Source organism: Armatimonadota bacterium, assembly GCA_023511795.1.
Lineage (GTDB): Bacteria > Armatimonadota > UBA5829 > DTJY01 > DTJY01 > JAIMAU01.
This window is the reverse complement of record JAIMAU010000004.1, coordinates 131,368-148,389: the sequence shown is the minus strand read 5'-3', so window position 1 is coordinate 148,389 and position 17,022 is coordinate 131,368. Positions and strand designations below refer to the sequence as shown.

At 45.9% G+C, this 17,022-nt stretch carries 10 protein-coding genes; 2 read left to right on the top strand and 8 right to left on the bottom strand.

Translation table 11 applies throughout. The annotated features are described in order from the left end of the window. Positions 1 to 317 precede the first annotated feature (317 nt). Both K6T99_06190 and K6T99_06185 read right to left on the bottom strand, forming a co-directional pair. Positions 318 to 3,785: a hypothetical protein gene (locus tag K6T99_06190; protein MCL6519404.1), complete on the bottom strand. Its 3,468-nt coding sequence runs from the start codon at positions 3,783 to 3,785 to the stop codon at positions 318 to 320. A gap of 140 nt (positions 3,786 to 3,925) precedes the next feature. Continuing rightward, positions 3,926 to 5,227, bottom strand: coding sequence for a TrpB-like pyridoxal phosphate-dependent enzyme (locus K6T99_06185; protein MCL6519403.1), 1,302 nt, complete (start codon positions 5,225 to 5,227; stop codon positions 3,926 to 3,928). Between the two features lie 208 nt (positions 5,228 to 5,435). On the opposite strand from K6T99_06185, the gene K6T99_06180 reads away from it, so the two are divergent. Together K6T99_06180 and K6T99_06175 are read left to right on the top strand one after the other, a co-directional pair. Beyond that, on the top strand, positions 5,436 to 6,557 hold the full coding sequence (locus K6T99_06180) for a hypothetical protein (GenBank protein MCL6519402.1): 1,122 nt from the start codon (positions 5,436 to 5,438) through the stop codon (positions 6,555 to 6,557). Positions 6,558 to 6,600: 43 nt separating this feature from the next. Beyond that, a complete protein-coding gene (locus K6T99_06175) occupies positions 6,601 to 9,720 on the top strand; it encodes a heparinase II/III family protein (protein MCL6519401.1) in 3,120 nt (1,039 codons plus the stop codon). 58 nt (positions 9,721 to 9,778) lie between these two features. Here K6T99_06175 and K6T99_06170 read toward each other — a convergent pair whose 3' ends face one another. The 6 genes from K6T99_06170 to purE form a co-directional block, all read right to left on the bottom strand. Continuing rightward, a complete protein-coding gene (locus K6T99_06170; GenBank protein ID MCL6519400.1) occupies positions 9,779 to 11,656 on the bottom strand; it encodes a hypothetical protein in 1,878 nt (625 codons plus the stop codon). Positions 11,657 to 11,847: 191 nt separating this feature from the next. Then, complete coding sequence (purN, locus tag K6T99_06165) at positions 11,848 to 12,528, bottom strand: phosphoribosylglycinamide formyltransferase (protein ID MCL6519399.1); 681 nt, start codon at positions 12,526 to 12,528, stop codon at positions 11,848 to 11,850. A gap of 50 nt (positions 12,529 to 12,578) precedes the next feature. Then, entirely contained in the window at positions 12,579 to 13,613 is a 1,035-nt protein-coding gene (gene purM, locus K6T99_06160; GenBank protein ID MCL6519398.1) for a phosphoribosylformylglycinamidine cyclo-ligase, read from the bottom strand. After that, on the bottom strand, positions 13,610 to 15,076 hold the full coding sequence (purF, locus tag K6T99_06155; GenBank protein ID MCL6519397.1) for an amidophosphoribosyltransferase: 1,467 nt from the start codon (positions 15,074 to 15,076) through the stop codon (positions 13,610 to 13,612). The genes purM and purF overlap by 4 nt, the downstream gene beginning before the upstream one ends. A gap of 102 nt (positions 15,077 to 15,178) precedes the next feature. Further along, positions 15,179 to 16,468 (bottom strand): adenylosuccinate lyase, encoded by a 1,290-nt coding sequence (purB, locus tag K6T99_06150; protein MCL6519396.1) that lies wholly within the window; start codon positions 16,466 to 16,468, stop codon positions 15,179 to 15,181. A 65-nt stretch (positions 16,469 to 16,533) separates the two neighbouring features. Then, a complete protein-coding gene (purE, locus tag K6T99_06145) occupies positions 16,534 to 16,989 on the bottom strand; it encodes a 5-(carboxyamino)imidazole ribonucleotide mutase (GenBank protein ID MCL6519395.1) in 456 nt (151 codons plus the stop codon). Positions 16,990 to 17,022 lie beyond the last annotated feature (33 nt).

The window sequence follows — 17,022 nt, the reverse complement described above, 5'->3', positions numbered from 1 at the left end:
GTAATTTAATCGTAATCCGAAATAGCTGTGCGGCTTGCAACGAAAGTTGCACTTTTTAGACGTGTTTTCAAATTTGGTACCGAAAATGCACAAAAGGGGCTTTAAAGGTTACCAGGTGAGAACGCGTTTTTCTTTGCGTTTAAGTTTGGCAATTTAGGAACAGAATTTTGGTAAATATTTAGCAAGTTCAAGCTAAATTGGGCATAAAAGAATTTGCAGTGATGCATTCCAAAGTAGATAAGCCGCAGTAAATATCAAAATTGAAAAGCCTGCATGCCGCTTTCTGCATGCAGGCTCTAGTTTATAAGAAGAAAACCTTACTGTTTCTGATTTTCTTGCTGTTCTTTTTGTCTCATTTCTTCCATAAGTTGTTTATCATATCCTAGGACTTGTGAAAGCAAATCCACAGCAACAATGTTTTCACGCTGCGTTTTTGTTTTGATTATTGCTATTTTGGTGTCCAGGTTGTACTGCCATCCTTGTTCTACTGCGTCTACATCTTTAACCCTCTCTATCCCAACTCTATTAATGGTAATCGAGTCTGGGAAGGTTCCGCCCAATACAATGTGAACTGTGTTCAAAGAAGCAAAGCTAAATTTGCCTCTTAGAAAATCTTCGCCAAAGCCGAAGCTACCTATTTGCGCTGGTAATGTAACAGCAATGCGGGCGTTTTTTGGTCCTTTGCAAGTGATGGTATACGGCATGCAATCCAAGTTTGAGATTCTAACCATCCCCATTGCAATCAACCCGGGATTCAAGTTCCAGTGATATGCCTCTTCGCCTGTAACAACGCTAAAGGCGTCCGGATACATGCCAGCTTCGTTGGGATACTTTTGGGTTGCGTACTCCTGTTGTTGGGCTCCGCAGAAGAATATACCCTTTGCAATCTCTTGCCAAGGTAGCGTCTGGTCAAAGTCTGACAGCCGTGCAAGTGAATAAGCGTAAACCATGCCACACCATTGGACGCAGTTGCCAAACCATGGCATTCCATCAAACCATGTGGCTCCGAAAACTGGAATGGTGCCATAGCGCATAATAGGTCTGTCAGGTGCATTCCACAGGTAAACAAACGGGAGGCCAGTTTTGGCCCAGTAGACTGCTCTTTCCAAATGCTTTTTATCATTTGTTATTTGATATGCCATGGTATATGCTCGCACAAGGTGCGCCGCTGCTAAAATGTCGGGCACATGAAGCTGAAGTTCCCAGGTCTGAGCTCCCTCTGGCCGCTTCTGTGTATCTAGGTATTTAATAGCCTTAAGTCCGGCCTCCGTAGCTTTGGTATCGCATGTAATAAGCGCATACTCGAGAAGTTGGACTGCATTAGCGGCTGAATACCCAGATGAGGTGTCGCCAGCCTTACCCAAAACACTATGCTTTTCATCCGGTTCGAATGGCCAAGATCCATCGTGCCGTTGCTTTGACATCAGAAAGTTTGCACGCTCAGCCATTCTTTTGAGGGCAGAATCAACCTCACCTGCTAGCAGGGCTACTTCCAAATCCATATTCTCCCTGCCTGCTTTTTCAATTGCAGCTTGGACTACGTCTGAGTAGGCTTTTTTCCTTTGAGGGTCCATAACGTACATGGTTTTTCGAAGCAGGTAGTTGGCAATTCGAGCATCAAACGAAGGTGGGCTTGTATTAGTGTGCTTCCACCCCTTTGCCTCGGGGTCCCAGATAGTTTCTAGAAAAGCCTTATCGCAAAGCAGCATAACGTCGCTGGGCTTCTTTTCTATTGGAGTAATGGATGGAATGCCGTGCCTGCTAATCCACTCATCCACTGCGTCTATAATTGAAGTGCTGTTGGTTCGCACGATAATGTCTGCGCTTAATGTAAGTGAATTTCCCGCGGTTAGTTTATAAGGTTTATCAGCAGTGAGTTTGTTTTCTTGGGTCCATTCTGGAACAGATGGAACGAAAAGGCCAATTTTATGGTTTTCTTGCCCATCTATAAAGTTTGGTGAGGCAAACACAGCTGCTGGGCGATTTGAAGCGCCGTCCCATTTTTGTAAAGGATCCCACTCGAGGCTTACAAGTACGCTACCATATCGTATTGCCATAAAGGGAATCGTAATTTTATTAGGGTGTGGAACTATACGCAGATTTGCCGGTGGACTTACATTTTCTGTACCTGATGAGGCTTCGGTGAGAAGATACTCTAGGCCAGGGAATAACCCGTCGCTTTTCTTGCTACCGAAACCGCCATCCCCGACATAAACCGTTGGCCCAAAGAAGCATACAATATCAATGTTTTTTTCTGCTGTCATGGAATGCGAGGCGTTTATAATCGGTTTGAGGGTATCAAGTGTGAAACTCCATCGGAACTTGCAAGGGGATGTACCTAGATTCTGAGTCGTTGTGAATATCACAGCTGGCTTGCCATTTTGCATCTCGATTTGCGCATTCTTTGGATATAGTGCTACGCCATTTGACGACGGCACATCTGGCAAATGCACAAAGCCTAATGGTGCGCCAGATGCCACCTGAGACCATCCTTTTTCCCGAGGAATGCTAAGCATCCATCCCGTGTACCCAGCATTATTCTTTACAAAAGTCATGCGGACGAATGGGTTTTGGAGTACTATTGTTCCGTCTTGCAATTTTTTGCTCTCGGCTTTCTTTGGTTCAGGGATTGAGATGGTAGGGCGAACTGAAATAGCTCGTTCGATTGTCTTATCTGCTATAGGATTACCATTCTCAAGTATTTTGACTGTAGCTGCGATAATGTCCGCCTTGGGTACGCTTATGTTACGCCAAATGATGGTTTTTTGTTCTCCAGGATAAAGGGGGCCGATGGATTGAACTGCGTAAGCTTTTGAAATGCCTTTAGTCTTTGCGCTTGCTGAGGCGGAAATACTTCTTATTGTTAGTTGAGCTTTGACGCTGGCACTTTGGCCCAACAGTCCTTTACCAGCGTTTTTCACCACACATCGCATTTCCAGTGGCTTATCGCCGAAGATAAGAGCATTTGGGGGACCAAAAGATAGTATTTGGAGTTGGGGTTCAAAAGCGAAGATTCCAATTTGTTCTGCTTTCCCGCCAACGGTTTTTACTTGCACTGCTGAGGGCCTCGAGGAACATAGGTCAAATTCAACGGCGGTTAGGCTTTTTGGCGTTAATGGAATTTTTATACCCTTACCGCTGGGCGAACCAGATTTGGAGATAGGTGTTAGCTCCAGTGAAACTCCCTCCTGAGATGCTTTGGCAGTGACAATGCCTGCACATGCGGTAGAAAGGCCATTTTTGCCTAACTGGTTTGCTCTTAGGCGCAAGATTTGCGGTTCTCCCCATGCTGCCCAGTCATAGTTGGAGTTTGATTTTGCATCTGTGACGAAGACGATGTTAACTTTCTTGCCAGCTTTTTCTGTCAGGTCAGCTGCTCCGTAAGACCAACCTGTTGTGGCTAGGTCTCTAGTGAAAACTTCACGGCCGTCGATGCGGAGTATGAACTTTACACCGTCCGAGGGATGGTCTGGGTCATTAGTTACGAAGCCATCTGCCATTCCGGCGCTGAATATAATTACTAGGCGCTCGCCTTTTCCAATCACCGGTAATGTAATGTTATAAGTGGCTGTCGCTTCCCCCGAGGTAGGATGAAGGGCTATTGAATACTTCCTTACTTTGCCTGAAGTAAATGCCTTTGCTCCTGTGCCTGCAGATAAAGCATTGGATATTTTTGCATCTTCAAAGTGCTTTGCAAAATCATAGACAACAATAGCGCCGCTTGCGCATATCTGCGCTGGCATTGTAAGCAGGATTGCAATTAATATGGGGTAAATGGTTTTCATATTACCAACTCCTTAACCATTATGGGCTATGAGATTATAAAATTGCACGGGTTAGAGTGTCAAACTATCCAAGGGCTTTAAATAAAAACGCCGGCTATGGAAATGAAGCCGGCGTTTTTCTAAGCTAGATTTAGCATGGTTTACACGTTTTGAAGCTTGCCTGCAAAGAATTGATCGTATGCACCAAGATCTAGGAGACCATGGCCGCTTAGATTGAATAGGATTACTTTTTCCTTACCTTCTTGCTTGGCGCTTATTGCTTCGTCGAGAGCAGCTTTGATAGCATGTGCACTTTCAGGGGCTGGTATGATTCCCTCGCTTCGAGCGAATCCTGCAGCAGCCTCAAACACGGATAGCTGTGGATAGGCTCTTGGTTCGATATGGCCTTTTTTAACCAGGAAGCTCACAAGGGGAGCCATTCCATGGTAGCGCAATCCGCCAGCATGAATGCTTGGTGGGATGAAATCGCTGCCAAGCGTGTGCATCATTAGAAGTGGAGTCATTTTTGCTGTATCACCGAAGTCGTACATGTACTGGCCTGTGGTGAGTGTTGGGCATGCTGTAGGCTCGATTGCAAGAAACTTAATGTTTTTGCCGTTGAATTTATCGGGCATGAATGGGAATGCAAGGCCCGCAAAGTTGCTTCCGCCACCAACGCAACCAATGATAACGTCTGGATTGCACCCAGCCATCTCCATTTGTTTCTTTGCTTCGAGACCAATCACTGTTTGGTGCATAAGCACGTGGTTTAGAACACTGCCTAGGGAATATTTCACGCCCTCGTTTGTGACGGTGTCCTCGAGGGCTTCACTAATCGCTATTCCAAGGCTACCTGTGCAGTTAGGGTCTTGTTCGAGGATTTTCCTACCAAACTGGGTTTGTGTGCTTGGACTTGGATATATTTTTGCACCGTACATTTGCATTAAAGACTTTCGGTAGGGCTTTTGTTCGAAGCTTACTTTAACCATATAGACGGTGCATTCAAGGCCAAAAAAGCAGCATGCCATCGAAAGGGCACTTCCCCATTGGCCAGCGCCTGTTTCAGTGGCGATTCTCTTTGTGCCTTCTTTCTTGTTAAAATATGCCTGAGCCACCGCAGTGTTGGGTTTGTGACTTCCGACTGGGCTAACTCCTTCCCATTTGTAAAAAATCTTGGCAGGGGTGCCGAGTGCCTTTTCCCATCGGGTTGCTCTGATTAGTGGGGTGGGTCGCCATATGCTCAAGACGTCAAGAATTTCCTCAGGGATGTCTACCCATCGCTGCTGGCTGACTTCTTGTTCAATTAGCGACATCGGAAAGATTGGCGCCAGGTCCTGCGGGCCGGCAGGCTGTTTTGTTCCTGGGTGGAGAGGTGGTGGTGCTGGTTCGTCGAGGTCAGCTTGGATGTTATACCACTGTCTTGGTAGATCCTTGGGATTTAATAAAAATTGCCTTTCATCCATATTTTTGCTCCTTAAATTTGTTTTCTTTTTGTTGCCCCTTGATTCTAAAACTAGAACTGTCTTGCTCGCCTTTATTAGGACAATTCGAAAGGAAACCTCAACAATAGTATTACTCACTGATAAAAAAGTCAATATGTTCCGTTGACACTTGCTTTCCAAGGGTGTAATCTACTCTTGTTACAGCGAAAATTATTTAGTGAGGGCAGGGATGCGCATAATTTTAATAGTGGCAGTGCTACCTCTAGTTCTTTGCGCAATCATTTCCTCAGCAGCAGCTCTAGAAGCGCCAGAAGAAAGTACAAGCAATGCTTCTGCAGAGTTGGCAACGAGTGGAATGGTAATAGATGGTATCCCCGAACTTCACTTTGGAAAAGGGAGAGACTGCACCTTTTTTGGTGCACTAAGTACTTGCCTATGCCAGTTGGGAGAGCAAGTGACTTATGAGTACCTAATGGGCATTTCTGGGGTTGCATTCGCAACCAGGTTCCGAAAAGATTGGTCTGTCTTATCTGCTGATCCAACGGTCGTGCCAGACCATACAAAAGCTGCTTTACAAGCTGTTGGTTATTCATATGAATGGATAGGTTCAGGGATGCAGACTGCACAGCAGTTGGTAATAGACAGTATTGATAGAGGCGTCCCTGTGGTTGCTATGCAATTGGCTAACTATTTGGATTGGGGGCTGATTGTAGGATACTCTAGGGGTGGCGATATTTGGGTTTGCCGCACCTACCATGACAAAGGAGCGGATTACTCCAAGACGACGAAACTTCCACCGACTATGCTAATTCTTGGTCAAAAAAGCGAGCCTCCAAATACCGATGAATTGCTCAAGCGCTCAATCAAATTGGCTGTTCAATTTGCCAAAGGCGAGAAAAGACCATCAGATTCAAGGTTTGAGTCCGGGTTGAAAGCATTTGATGCTTGGGCGGATGCGCTTCAGTCCTCCGAACTTTCACAGACTACAGGTAGGCAACTTGAGACCCTTCAACACATCAACGCATGGCTCTATAGCTGTTTGGTGGATGCTCGGACTGCTGGTGTGGTGTATCTTAGGTGGGCCGCCAAACTACTGAAGGGTGATGTAGCAAAACACCTCAGCGAAGCTGCCAATATATATGATGAAGAGGTTAAGCTCCTTAAAGATGGACGGGAAGCTGTACCTTATCCTTCTAAAGATGAATCCGAGGTGAGATGGACTGCAGAGATGCGTGCAAGACAAATTGAGGTGTTGAGGGCGGCACTCGAAAAGGAGAAAGAGGCGATTGCAAATCTTGAAAGGGCAATATCTAGTTTCGATGCAAACGAGGCAATGGGGTCAGAAAAGTAAGGCTTTACTAATATTATTGCTAGTAATCGCTGGGCTCTTAGACATGGTTGATAAATTATGCGCAGAATCAGATATTCCAGGTAAGACTAGTCGGTCGCTAACCTCGGAAGCAGAAATTCGACAAATTCGTGAAAACATAGCGAAATACCAAAAAGCTAGGGAAATTGCAAGCCAAATTTTAAAGGCAGCTGACGAATGGGTTGCATTGTCAGACCGCTATGTTTGGGAGATGATTCCACCTTCCGATATTCCACGTGCTTTCAACTCTTCTTTTGAAGGATGCCCTGTCCATGGAAAAGAGTATTTCAAATTTGGCAACTACTCTTGGAAAATGGATCCATTTAACAAACCTTGGAAGCTTGTTTGTCCTGTCGGTGGTGAGGAGTATCCATCAAATGATTTTTGGGCTTATTACAAAACAAAAGATAGGAATTTGCTTACCGGAGATTACCCGGATGATGGTTGGGGCTGGCGAAAACCAGGCGATAAATATAAACATTGGTTTGTAGGCTATTACTGCCATTGGCTCTGGTATAAATATATAATTCCCGCGGTTCAGAACCTTAGTTTTGCTTATCAAATAACTGGCGATGCAAAGTATGCTCGCAAAGCAATCTTAATGCTTGACAGGATTGCTGAACTCTACCCTTCTATGGACCATAACAAGCAGTCCAGGTATGCTACGGAGTTTAACCCTAAATACCAAGGAAAAATTCTTAATAGCATATGGGAGACTGGGGTTGTGTCGCAGCTAGCTATAGCCTATGACAATGTTTTCGATATCCTTGCTGCTGAAGGGCAATTTGTTGTTAACGATTCCGATTCCCCACTAATCGGAAAAACCAACGCTAAAATTCGTCAGAATATCGAAAGAAACCTACTCAGAGAGGCAGTCCAAGCTGTATTTGCTGGTAAGATTCAGGGTAATTATGGAATGCACCAGCGCACCCTCCTTATTCTAGCACTTGTACTTCAGGATGAAAAACTAAAACAGCGTGTGGCTGATTACATCATGAACAACAATGACGGTCGTTTGGCTCACGAAGGGTACAGCTATGCGCTGGATAATTTCATACTTCGTGAAGGGATAGCATTCGAATCAGCCCCAGGTTACTGTCTAGGTTGGTGCAGTAATTTGCATTGGGTGGCGGAGTATTTGGATAGGCTTGGTGTGAATATCTATTCCCATTCCAAACTCAAGCGTATGTTTGCCGCCTACAACGAACTCAAGGTACTTAGTATGTTTACGCCGGCAATTGGTGATTCGGGCAACGTCAGTTCTGGCGCTATCGAGATGCCTACACAAATAGCTAGGAAAGGATTACAGCTTTTTGGCAGTCCAGAGTTCGCTCGAAGTCTTCTGGAAAGAGGAGTTTTCGGAGAAAAGTCATTCGGGAGCTACTTTGACCTGCGATATCCTCCTTTGGAAGAGAACGAGCTAAGAAAAATTGCTGAGAAAGCAGGAGAGAGGCATTCTGGCAGTCGGAATCTAGGCGGATATGGCCTTGCAATATTAGAGGCGGGCAAGAAAAAAGAGGGTGTGGGTGCGGCAATATATTACGGTCCTGCATGCGCCGGTCACGCTCATTTTGACAGACTGTTTATGGAAGTTTACGGCTATGGGAAAAAGCTAATTCCAGACTTTGGCTATCCACAATTCGCCGCAGAATCAAAGGACCCACCTGCTTGGGAGCGAAATACCCTCAGCCACTACACTGTGACTGTTGACGCATCCCGCCAAGCAACTCAAAAGAAAGGGATTTTAAACAAATTTGCTGTTACGCCCGAAATTCGCATGAGCGATATTTCTGCACCTGATGCTTACCCGCATTTGGACGAATACCGCCGCGTAACACTTTTAATTGGGAATGAAGATGAAAATCCATATTTCGTTGATTTCTTTATCGTCAAGGGAGGAAAGTTGCATGATTACAGCATTCATGGCTTTACATACTCAATGGCAACTGAAGGCATAGAGCTTTCCGTTCCACAAGTTAAGGGTACACTTGCAGGAGAAAATGTACCTTATGGATTTCTTTATGACGATTTGGAATTGGAAGGGCCAGAGAAAACCAGGTCCTACCATTCTTATAAAGGCAGCGGCTATTCCTACCTATATAATGTCCAGCGAGGAGTCCCATCGCGTACATGGTCGGCGACGTGGGCTGATAATGAAGTTGGTATTCGGGCTATTTTTCCGTTGCAAAACGTTGCTGAAGTCGTTGTGGCTGATGGCAATCCTCCAAAACGACCAGGTAGTCCGGAGTCGCTCAAATATGTTCTTATTCGGAACTCAGGTAATGAGTGCCTTCATAGTCGCTTTATTTGTGTGCTTCAGCCATTCAAAGCACAACAAAAGCTCCCCAAACCGCTTGAAGTGCGCCGGATTAATACTGAAGGAGGCGACGTCATAAGAGTAAAAAGCGAGCATGGTGTTGATTATGTTTACCTTGCGGAGGATCCTTTAAAAGAAGTCAAGGTTGGTGGGCTTTTAGTTAGCGGTTCATGTGTTGTGCTTAGAATGGATGCTCAGCATAAGCTAAAGTCAATTTTTATAGCAGGCGGCGGCAAAATTCGTCAAGGTTTGCTCTCCGTTGAAACCGGTCCGTCGCAGAGGGGTCGTGTCTTGTCGGTTGATTTTATAAAGAACGAGATTACTATTGAGGCTGCTTTGGAGGCTAACAGTCTTATTGGTAAAACAATCCTTTTTGGACGCTCGAATTATAACATTGAGTACGCACATAGGAAAGCTAAAAAGTTGATACTTGGGTTTGGCGAGTATAGTCCTCGGACTGGCAAAGTTGTGATAGATTCGTTTGATGAGAAAGGCGGATTTTTTACAACGAGGAATCTCTTATACTTTTCGGCTTCGGGGTGCTATAAGGATTCTTGGCTTGTTAATGAGGATTTCTCTTCATGGCCTCGCGTTGCGGACGTTGAAGGTGGAAAGGTAATTCTCAAGGATGCGGCCAGTCTCAAGTCGGGGTTTATGGATAAGAACGGCGATGGAAGAATAACAGCTTATTTTTATGATGTTGCCCCAGGTCAGGAATATGAAATACCGGCGCTATGTTTTATTGGACGCAACACGAATGGCTGGTGTGTTGATTCCAACACCCCGGTGAGGGCTGAACTGCCAGATGGTTCAAAGCTTTACCAATGAGCAAAAAAAAACATGTTAGTTAAGCGGCATTTTGCTTCAGGTCTTCGTTTTTAGTTTGCTATCCCAGTGCCTCCAAATCTACCACACATGCTCCACGGCTAAAGGTGACGACACGGCGCTGGTCTTTTATGGATGCTAGGGCGTTCTCTAGGTTTTCCAATTGCTCGATGGCCGATGCGCGTTCGAATGAGTCCGGCTCGTAGTATCGGAGGACATCTTGAAGAATCTGGCGATATTCCTCAAAGTTCTCGCGTTTGCCGTAGTACTCTACATCAAGGTATTCGCACATTGCCTGGGATTGGTTCTCACGCACGAGAATTGAAACGCATCCGCCTTTGCCTGCGCCTGTGAGTTTGCTTCCAAGGTATCCAGGCCCGCGCCTTGCAACGTTTATCAGTCGGTCGAGTTGGGAGTTCGAAACTCGGAAATCAAATGCAAGGATATGCTGAAGTTGCTCCACGAGCTCGCCCACCATCACGCGGTATCGGTCGTATTCAGGCGAATCTGCAGTGAGCTCACCTCGTTTCAACCGATTCTCAGCTTCGAGGAATATTTTCTCCAATTTTCTGCCAATTATATTTTCCTTATAAAAAAACCTTGCCGTTGTGCGCGTGTGATACCCACCAATGGACCTTTTGGGCTTCGTATAAAGTTGTTCAATAGTTTCTCTATCCTTTCCAAGGATACGTGCTGCCTCATCAGGGGTGATTTTTACTGGTAGAAGGAGAATTAGCTCCTCGATAGCTGCATTGGGGATGCCCAAGATGTTTTCATCTAGGCTGCCGAATTTGTGATAATTTGCCTCGATTTTATCCCAATATTCAGAATGTGTTTCCAAAAGATGAAGTTCATTCTCAACCTCGAAGCCAAAGCGCTTTTTAATTAGGTTGGACAGCCAGCCTGAACCATGAGCTTTGCCCTGGTTGCGTGCGTCCTTTACCTCGGCTATAATCAGCTTCATTAATTCATCGCCTAGCTCCATCCAACCTTTTCTCATATTAAAGCTTTGGTTGCCTGTTAGCGACTTATTTACCTCCCACAGCGAGTTTGCCAACACCACGTGGACTCCCCTTAAGAAGGGCAGGGGAGTGGATTCGAGCGGTGTCCGTGAGTGCCGGTTGTAAAGTACGCAATTTGGCATATTCCGTAAAATCGTTGTCTGGTCGTTTGCGCCGCCGTGTGTGCCAACATACCACTCTGCCTCGCCAAGCATTTTGCATATTTCTGGCACTTCCCATGATGGCAAGCGGTCACGGTTTGAGAGATAAAGTGCTAGGAATGAGAGTACAACGACTGCCGATGATGAGCTTGTTCCCGCGCGGAATGGTGCGGTTGCACGCCCGAAGGATATGTCAGCGCCTTTTAGTTCCAAAGAAGGTGAGTCCCACATTACTCGGAGGTAGGGACTAATGACGTAGTTCGTCCATTTGCCTTGTGGTCTGCCGAAGTGTGGAATTACCAGTGTTCTGTTGTCCCAATTATCAGCCATTCTTGCATGTCGGCATAGCGGCTCATCTGCAAAGCGTCTAAACTCCGCCGAGATGGATAGTTCTTCTGGAGGAAAAAGAGGATTAATGTTTGCAAGGTTTAGTATGTTATCTTCTCTTGGTGAAACACAGGCAGGCACATCACCGTCAATTGTAGTTGACATGTGGTCTCCAGCACACATATCAAGATACTCAAGGAACGCATTTAGTCGTCCAGGCGCACGGATTAGGAAAGTAGGTTGGTTTCCAACTCGCTCTGCATGAAACTTTGCAACTTCTGCCAGCCGCTTCCTTTGCGCTGCAATGTAGTCAGGCTGTGAGTTTGCGTAAATTTCTTCGCCTAGATATCGGTCAATTGCAGGTCCTCCAGCCTCAAGCATGCGCACAATTTCCAGCGCTGGCATAGGTTTTGCGGATATTGTAAATGTCTTTAAATCTTCAATAGACATAGCCATACCCAAAAAGATTAACGCAACGCTTTAAGTGGAGTCAATAGACCTCCAAGCACAAAACGAGAAATTGTTTAATATTTCTTTGAACGAGGAAAGAGAGCTCTCTAGTTGAATGCCATATTGATAATGCCAAGGAATAAAAATAATTATTTTGGAAGTGCAATAAGCGGGCAAATTTTAGCAATTGGCTATTCTCGGATAGTTTCATCATTTTGCAGTTCTTGTGCAGGACGGATATGCACGACACGGCCTTCAATTGAGAGGCGGCCCTCCGCGAAAAGCTGGATTGCCTCGGGATATGCTTTGTGTTCCTGGACTAGCACTCGCGCTGCCAGCGTTTCTGGTGTGTCTCCTTCCTCGACGGGTACGACTTTCTGGAGTATTATTGGCCCGGTATCGTATTCCTCATCAACGAAGTGGACTGTGCAACCGGAGTATTTGACTCCATATTCGAGTGCAGCACGGTGAACGTGCTCGCCAAACATCCCTTCCCCGCAGAACATCGGGATGAGCGCAGGATGAATGTTCATTATCCGCCAGCGGTAGGCGCTTACAACATTGGCGGGAAGTATTCTCATATAGCCGGCAAGGCAGAGGAGGTCTATTTTGTGTTCAGCTAAGACATCAAGAATGGCTTTGCCATATGCTTCGTCGCTTTCATATGCTTTTGGTTTAATCTCAACCGCCAAAATGCCTTGACTTCTAGCACGCTCCATGGCAGGTGCATCATCTTTTACACCGATTACTACGGCGACTCTGCCAGTTATTCTGCCTTCCTTGCAGGCATCAATTATTGCCTGCATATTGCTTCCCCGGCCGTGACCAGAAACCATTACCGCGATGTTGATGCTTTTGGGGTTGTTTGTCATTTGATTATTGCTCGCAATTCCTCATGAGGATAATCTACAGTTGTTAGAGCTTAGATAACCTGGACTTCGCGACTGCCTTTTCGCACTTCACCAATCGCATACGCATTTTCTCCTAGTTCTTTAAGTCTGGCAACAATTTTCATCGCCTGTTCGCGTGGGACGATTAGGATGTAGCCAATGCCCATGTTAAATGTGCGATACATCTCAGGTTCGGCAATGTTCCCCATTTCCTGAATTAGCCTAAATATCGGTGGTGCTTCCCATGCCTGCCGATATACAATGGCCTGGCAGTCCTCAGGAAGGGCTCGTGGGATATTGTCGTAGAATCCGCCTCCTGTGATATGTGCCATCCCGTGTATATCAAATTCTGAAAGCAAAACTTGCACAGGTTTTAGATAGATTTTATGAGGAATGAGGAGAGCCTCACCCAGTGTTGTTCCTAGCTCTGGGATATCTTGGTCAACTCGTATTTTTGCCATATCAAAGAAGATGTGGCGGACAAGGGAATATCCGTTGGTATGTAATCCGCTCGAAGCTATTCCGACCAATACATCGCCGGGGAGTACTTTTGAGCCATCGACAATTTTGTTTCGATCTACCAAGCCAATAATACAGCCCACTAGGTCGTATTCGTCAGGAAGGTAGAATCCGGGGAGTTCGGCCGTCTCGCCGCCAATCAATGCACACCCGGCGTTCTTGCACGCTTCTGCAATGCCTTTTACGACTTCGACAACTACTTCGGGGTTGAGTTGGCTTGTGCCAAAGTAATCGAGGAAAAATAGAGGGCGCGCACCTTGGACAAGGATATCATTAACGCAGTGGTTAACAATATCATGGCCAACCGTATCATGTTTTTTTAGCATGAAGGCAATTTTAAGTTTAGTGCCAACGCTGTCAATGCTAGAAACAAGCACAGGCTGTTGTGTGTCTTTTAAGTCTAGTTGGTACATGCTTCCAAACGCACCCACATCAGTCAGAACGCCTGGTGTAAAGGTTGACCTTATATATTCCTTCATTCGGAGAACCGCTTCGTTAGCGGCATTGATGTCCACTCCTGCGGCTTTATAGGTTGTTCTTTCCTTCATCGCGCGCTCCTTCCTGCGAATATCTCATGCTCGCGCTTCTTTTCCTCTTCTGGTTCGAACGCAAACTTGGAGACCTTGATATGATGAGGAATTTCGATTGGATATTTGCCATCAAAGCAGGCTAGGCAGAACTTATCACGCCGAAGCCCGATTGCTTGAACAAGCCCTTTGATGCTCAAGTAACCTAGGCTATCTGCACCGATATGCTGGCGAATCTCTTCAACTGACATGTTTGCTGCGATTAATTCGGATTGTTTTGCCATATCGATTCCATAAAAACATGGGTATTTAATCGGCGGTGAGCTAATTCGAACGTGAACCGCTATTGCTCCAGCGTCACGAAGCATCTTGACAGTTGGCCTTGTGGTTGTTGCTCGAACAATGCTGTCTTCAACCATTACCACTCTCTTGCCCGCTAATGTTTCTTTTACAGGGTTGAATTTCATTCGCACGCCTAGGTCGCGCATCCTTTGATTGGGTTCAATAAACGTTCGATGAATGTACCGATTCTTGATTACGCCCTCGCCATATTGAATTCGCGATGCTGCTGCATATCCAATTGCTGCAGGTGTGCCGGTATCGGGAATTGGGATAACTACTTGAGCATCAGGTGCAGGGTGCTCTTGGGCAAGCTCGTGGCCCATCCTCTGGCGTACAAGATGCAGTGTCTTGTGGTACATCATGCTATCCGGTCTGGCAAAGTAAATAAATTCAAACACGCATAGGGCGTGTTTGCGCGTTGGTATAGCTTGAACTTCATGCAAACCCGACTTGTCGATAATTGCTATCTCTCCGGGTTCAATTTCGCTGACAAACTTTGCTCCCACAAGGCTTAAGGCACATGTTTCGGATGAAAGGATGTAATTCTGGTGGTTGAATCTTCCAATACAGAGTGGGCGTATCCCGTATGGGTCCCGAACACCCAACAGTTTATCACGCGTGAGAACAACTAGTGAGTATGCACCACTAATCTTATGCATGGTTTCGGTGATTGCGTCTTCGATTGAGGACGCATCACTCCGGGCGATTAGCTTGGCGATTATTTCGGTGTCGCTTGTTGAAGCGAAAGTTTCGCCATCGGCTTCAAGTTCTAAGCGGAGTTCAGCAGCGTTGATTAAATTTCCATTGTGCCCAATTGCGATTGTTCCGAACTTTGATTCGCAAACTATAGGCTGAGCATTTTGTACGATGGATGACCCAGTAGTAGAATATCGATTGTGGCCAATAGCAATGTGACCACGCAGTTCTGCAAGGATTGATTCGGTAAAAATTTGGTTCACAAGGCCCATATCTTTGTGAACACGAATGACTGAGCCATTCGAGACTGCAATTCCAGCGCTTTCTTGGCCGCGGTGCTGTAGGCCAAATAGGCCGAAGTACGTTAGCCTTGCAACGTCTTCACCTTCAGCATAGACGCCAAATACGCCGCATTCTTCGTGTGGACGGTCAAAATTTTGGTGCATAGTACAAATCCGTTTTACAGCTTGAAGTTATTATTGGTGACTTTATATAGGGGACATTATTATTGCCCGTAAATCGTTTAGCCTCTTTAAAATACATTGAAGTTAAATTCCCAATCTCTCGAATATAACATCCACGTTGCGCACGTGGTGGTGGTAGTCAAAAATTTCCTCAAGTTCGTCCCTGCTTAAGAAAGCCGTAACTCGTGGGTCTGATTCAAGCGCTTCTTTAAAGTTTTCACCTTCCCATGCCTTCGCAGAGTTTTCCTGCACTATGACATATGCGTCTTCGCGTGAGAGACCCTTCTCTATGAGCTTTAACATTATTCGCTCGGAGAACACAAGGCCGCCCATTTTTTCTAAGTTGCGCATCATGTTTTCAGGATAAATCACTAACCGCTCTACAACGCGGGTAAATGTGTTAAGCAGGTAATCAATTAATATGCAATTATCTGGAATGATGATTCTCTCAACCGAAGAGTTGGTTAGGTCGCGCTCATGCCATGTAACGATATTCTCTAGTGCTGGAAAGGTGTTCGAGCGAACTACTCTGGCTAAGCCGGCAACTTGCTCTGAAAGCCTTGGGTTGCGCTTGTGTGGCATCGCTGACGACCCTTTCTGGCCCTTGGCGAAGTATTCCTGGACCTCCAAAATCTCGGTGCGCTGAAGGTTCCTGAGCTCAGTTGCAAAGTTTTCTAGTGACCCGGCGATGATGGCAAGCGTTGTTTGAAATTGGGCATGGCGGTCGCGGGCAATGATTTGAGTAGAATGTTCGGCAGGTTTCAATCCCAGAACGTTGCAAACATATTGTTCAACTCGTGGGTCGGTATTTGCATAAATACCGACAGCTCCAGATATCTTCCCGTAGCTTATCGCTTCGCGAGCATTCGACATGCGTTCGATGTCTCGAAGGATTTGAGCATACCAACCAGCGAGCTTAAAACCAAATGTAATTGGCTCAGCATGTATACCGTGCGTTCTGCCAATCATGAGTGTGTACTTATGTTCGCGTGCCCTGGCTCGCACGACCTCCGCCAGCCTTTTGAGGTCTTCAAGAATCAAATCTGCCGACTCGCGCATGAGGAGAGCCAAAGCTGTGTCAACAACATCGTACGAGGTAATTCCGTAGTGAACGTACTTGCCTTCTTCGCCTATATTCTCCGCAACACATTTGACGAAAGCCATTACATCATGCTGAGTAGTTTCTTCGATTTCAAGACACCGCTCAACTGTAAAGCGTGCCTTGGCTTTGATCTTTGAAGGTGCATCCTTGGGAATATAGCCATATTCGGCTAACGCTTCGGCCACAGCGATCTCAACTTCAAGCCATTTTTGGTACTTGTTTTCTAGTTCCCAAATGGCCTTCATTTTTGGGAGGGAATATCTGTCTATCATTTCGTCCTCTGTTTCCTATTATTGTTTTGTAAAGTGGCTCTAAAATACAGCAGGCACAGTGAATTTTACGGTTCGATGTTCTTTGCCTCGATTTCGGCGGCAAGCTTTGCCTTGTATTCCTTGACCTTCTCTCTAATCTCTGGGTATTTGACCGAAAGAATCTGGGCTGCCAATATTCCAGCGTTTTTTGCACCATTTATTGAGACTGTTGCAACCGGTACGCCTGAGGGCATTTGCACAATCGAAAGTAGAGAATCCAAGCCATTAAGGCTTGCTGATTTAATTGGCACGCCTATCACAGGAATGGGAGTAAGTGCGGCGAGCACCCCGGGAAGGTGTGCTGCTCCTCCAGCACCGGCAATTATGACCTCGATTCCCATGTCCTCTGCGCTTTCTGCGTATTTGATTGCCAGCCTAGGACTGCGGTGCGCTGAGATAACTTTGACCTCGTGTTCTATGCCGAGGTCATCCAATATCTTTGCTGCCTCTTGCATAACTTGAAGGTCGGATTCACTTCCCATGAGAATGCCAACTTTTGTGGCCACGTTAACCTC

Excerpts from the sequence above, each read along its gene's own strand:
- K6T99_06190 (MCL6519404.1), bottom strand. The coding sequence starts at position 3,785 with ATGAAAACCATTTACCCCATATTAATTGCAATCCTGCTTACAATGCCA.
- K6T99_06185 (MCL6519403.1), bottom strand. The coding sequence starts at position 5,227 with ATGGATGAAAGGCAATTTTTATTAAATCCCAAGGATCTACCAAGACAG.
- purN (MCL6519399.1), bottom strand. The coding sequence starts at position 12,528 with ATGACAAACAACCCCAAAAGCATCAACATCGCGGTAATGGTTTCTGGT.
- purM (MCL6519398.1), bottom strand. The coding sequence starts at position 13,613 with ATGAAGGAAAGAACAACCTATAAAGCCGCAGGAGTGGACATCAATGCC.
- purE (MCL6519395.1), bottom strand. The coding sequence starts at position 16,989 with ATGGGAAGTGAATCCGACCTTCAAGTTATGCAAGAGGCAGCAAAGATA.
- purB (MCL6519396.1), bottom strand. The coding sequence starts at position 16,468 with ATGATAGACAGATATTCCCTCCCAAAAATGAAGGCCATTTGGGAACTA.
- purF (MCL6519397.1), bottom strand. The coding sequence starts at position 15,076 with ATGCACCAAAATTTTGACCGTCCACACGAAGAATGCGGCGTATTTGGC.
- K6T99_06180 (MCL6519402.1), top strand. The coding sequence starts at position 5,436 with ATGCGCATAATTTTAATAGTGGCAGTGCTACCTCTAGTTCTTTGCGCA.
- K6T99_06170 (MCL6519400.1), bottom strand. The coding sequence starts at position 11,656 with ATGTCTATTGAAGATTTAAAGACATTTACAATATCCGCAAAACCTATG.
- K6T99_06175 (MCL6519401.1), top strand. The coding sequence starts at position 6,601 with ATGGTTGATAAATTATGCGCAGAATCAGATATTCCAGGTAAGACTAGT.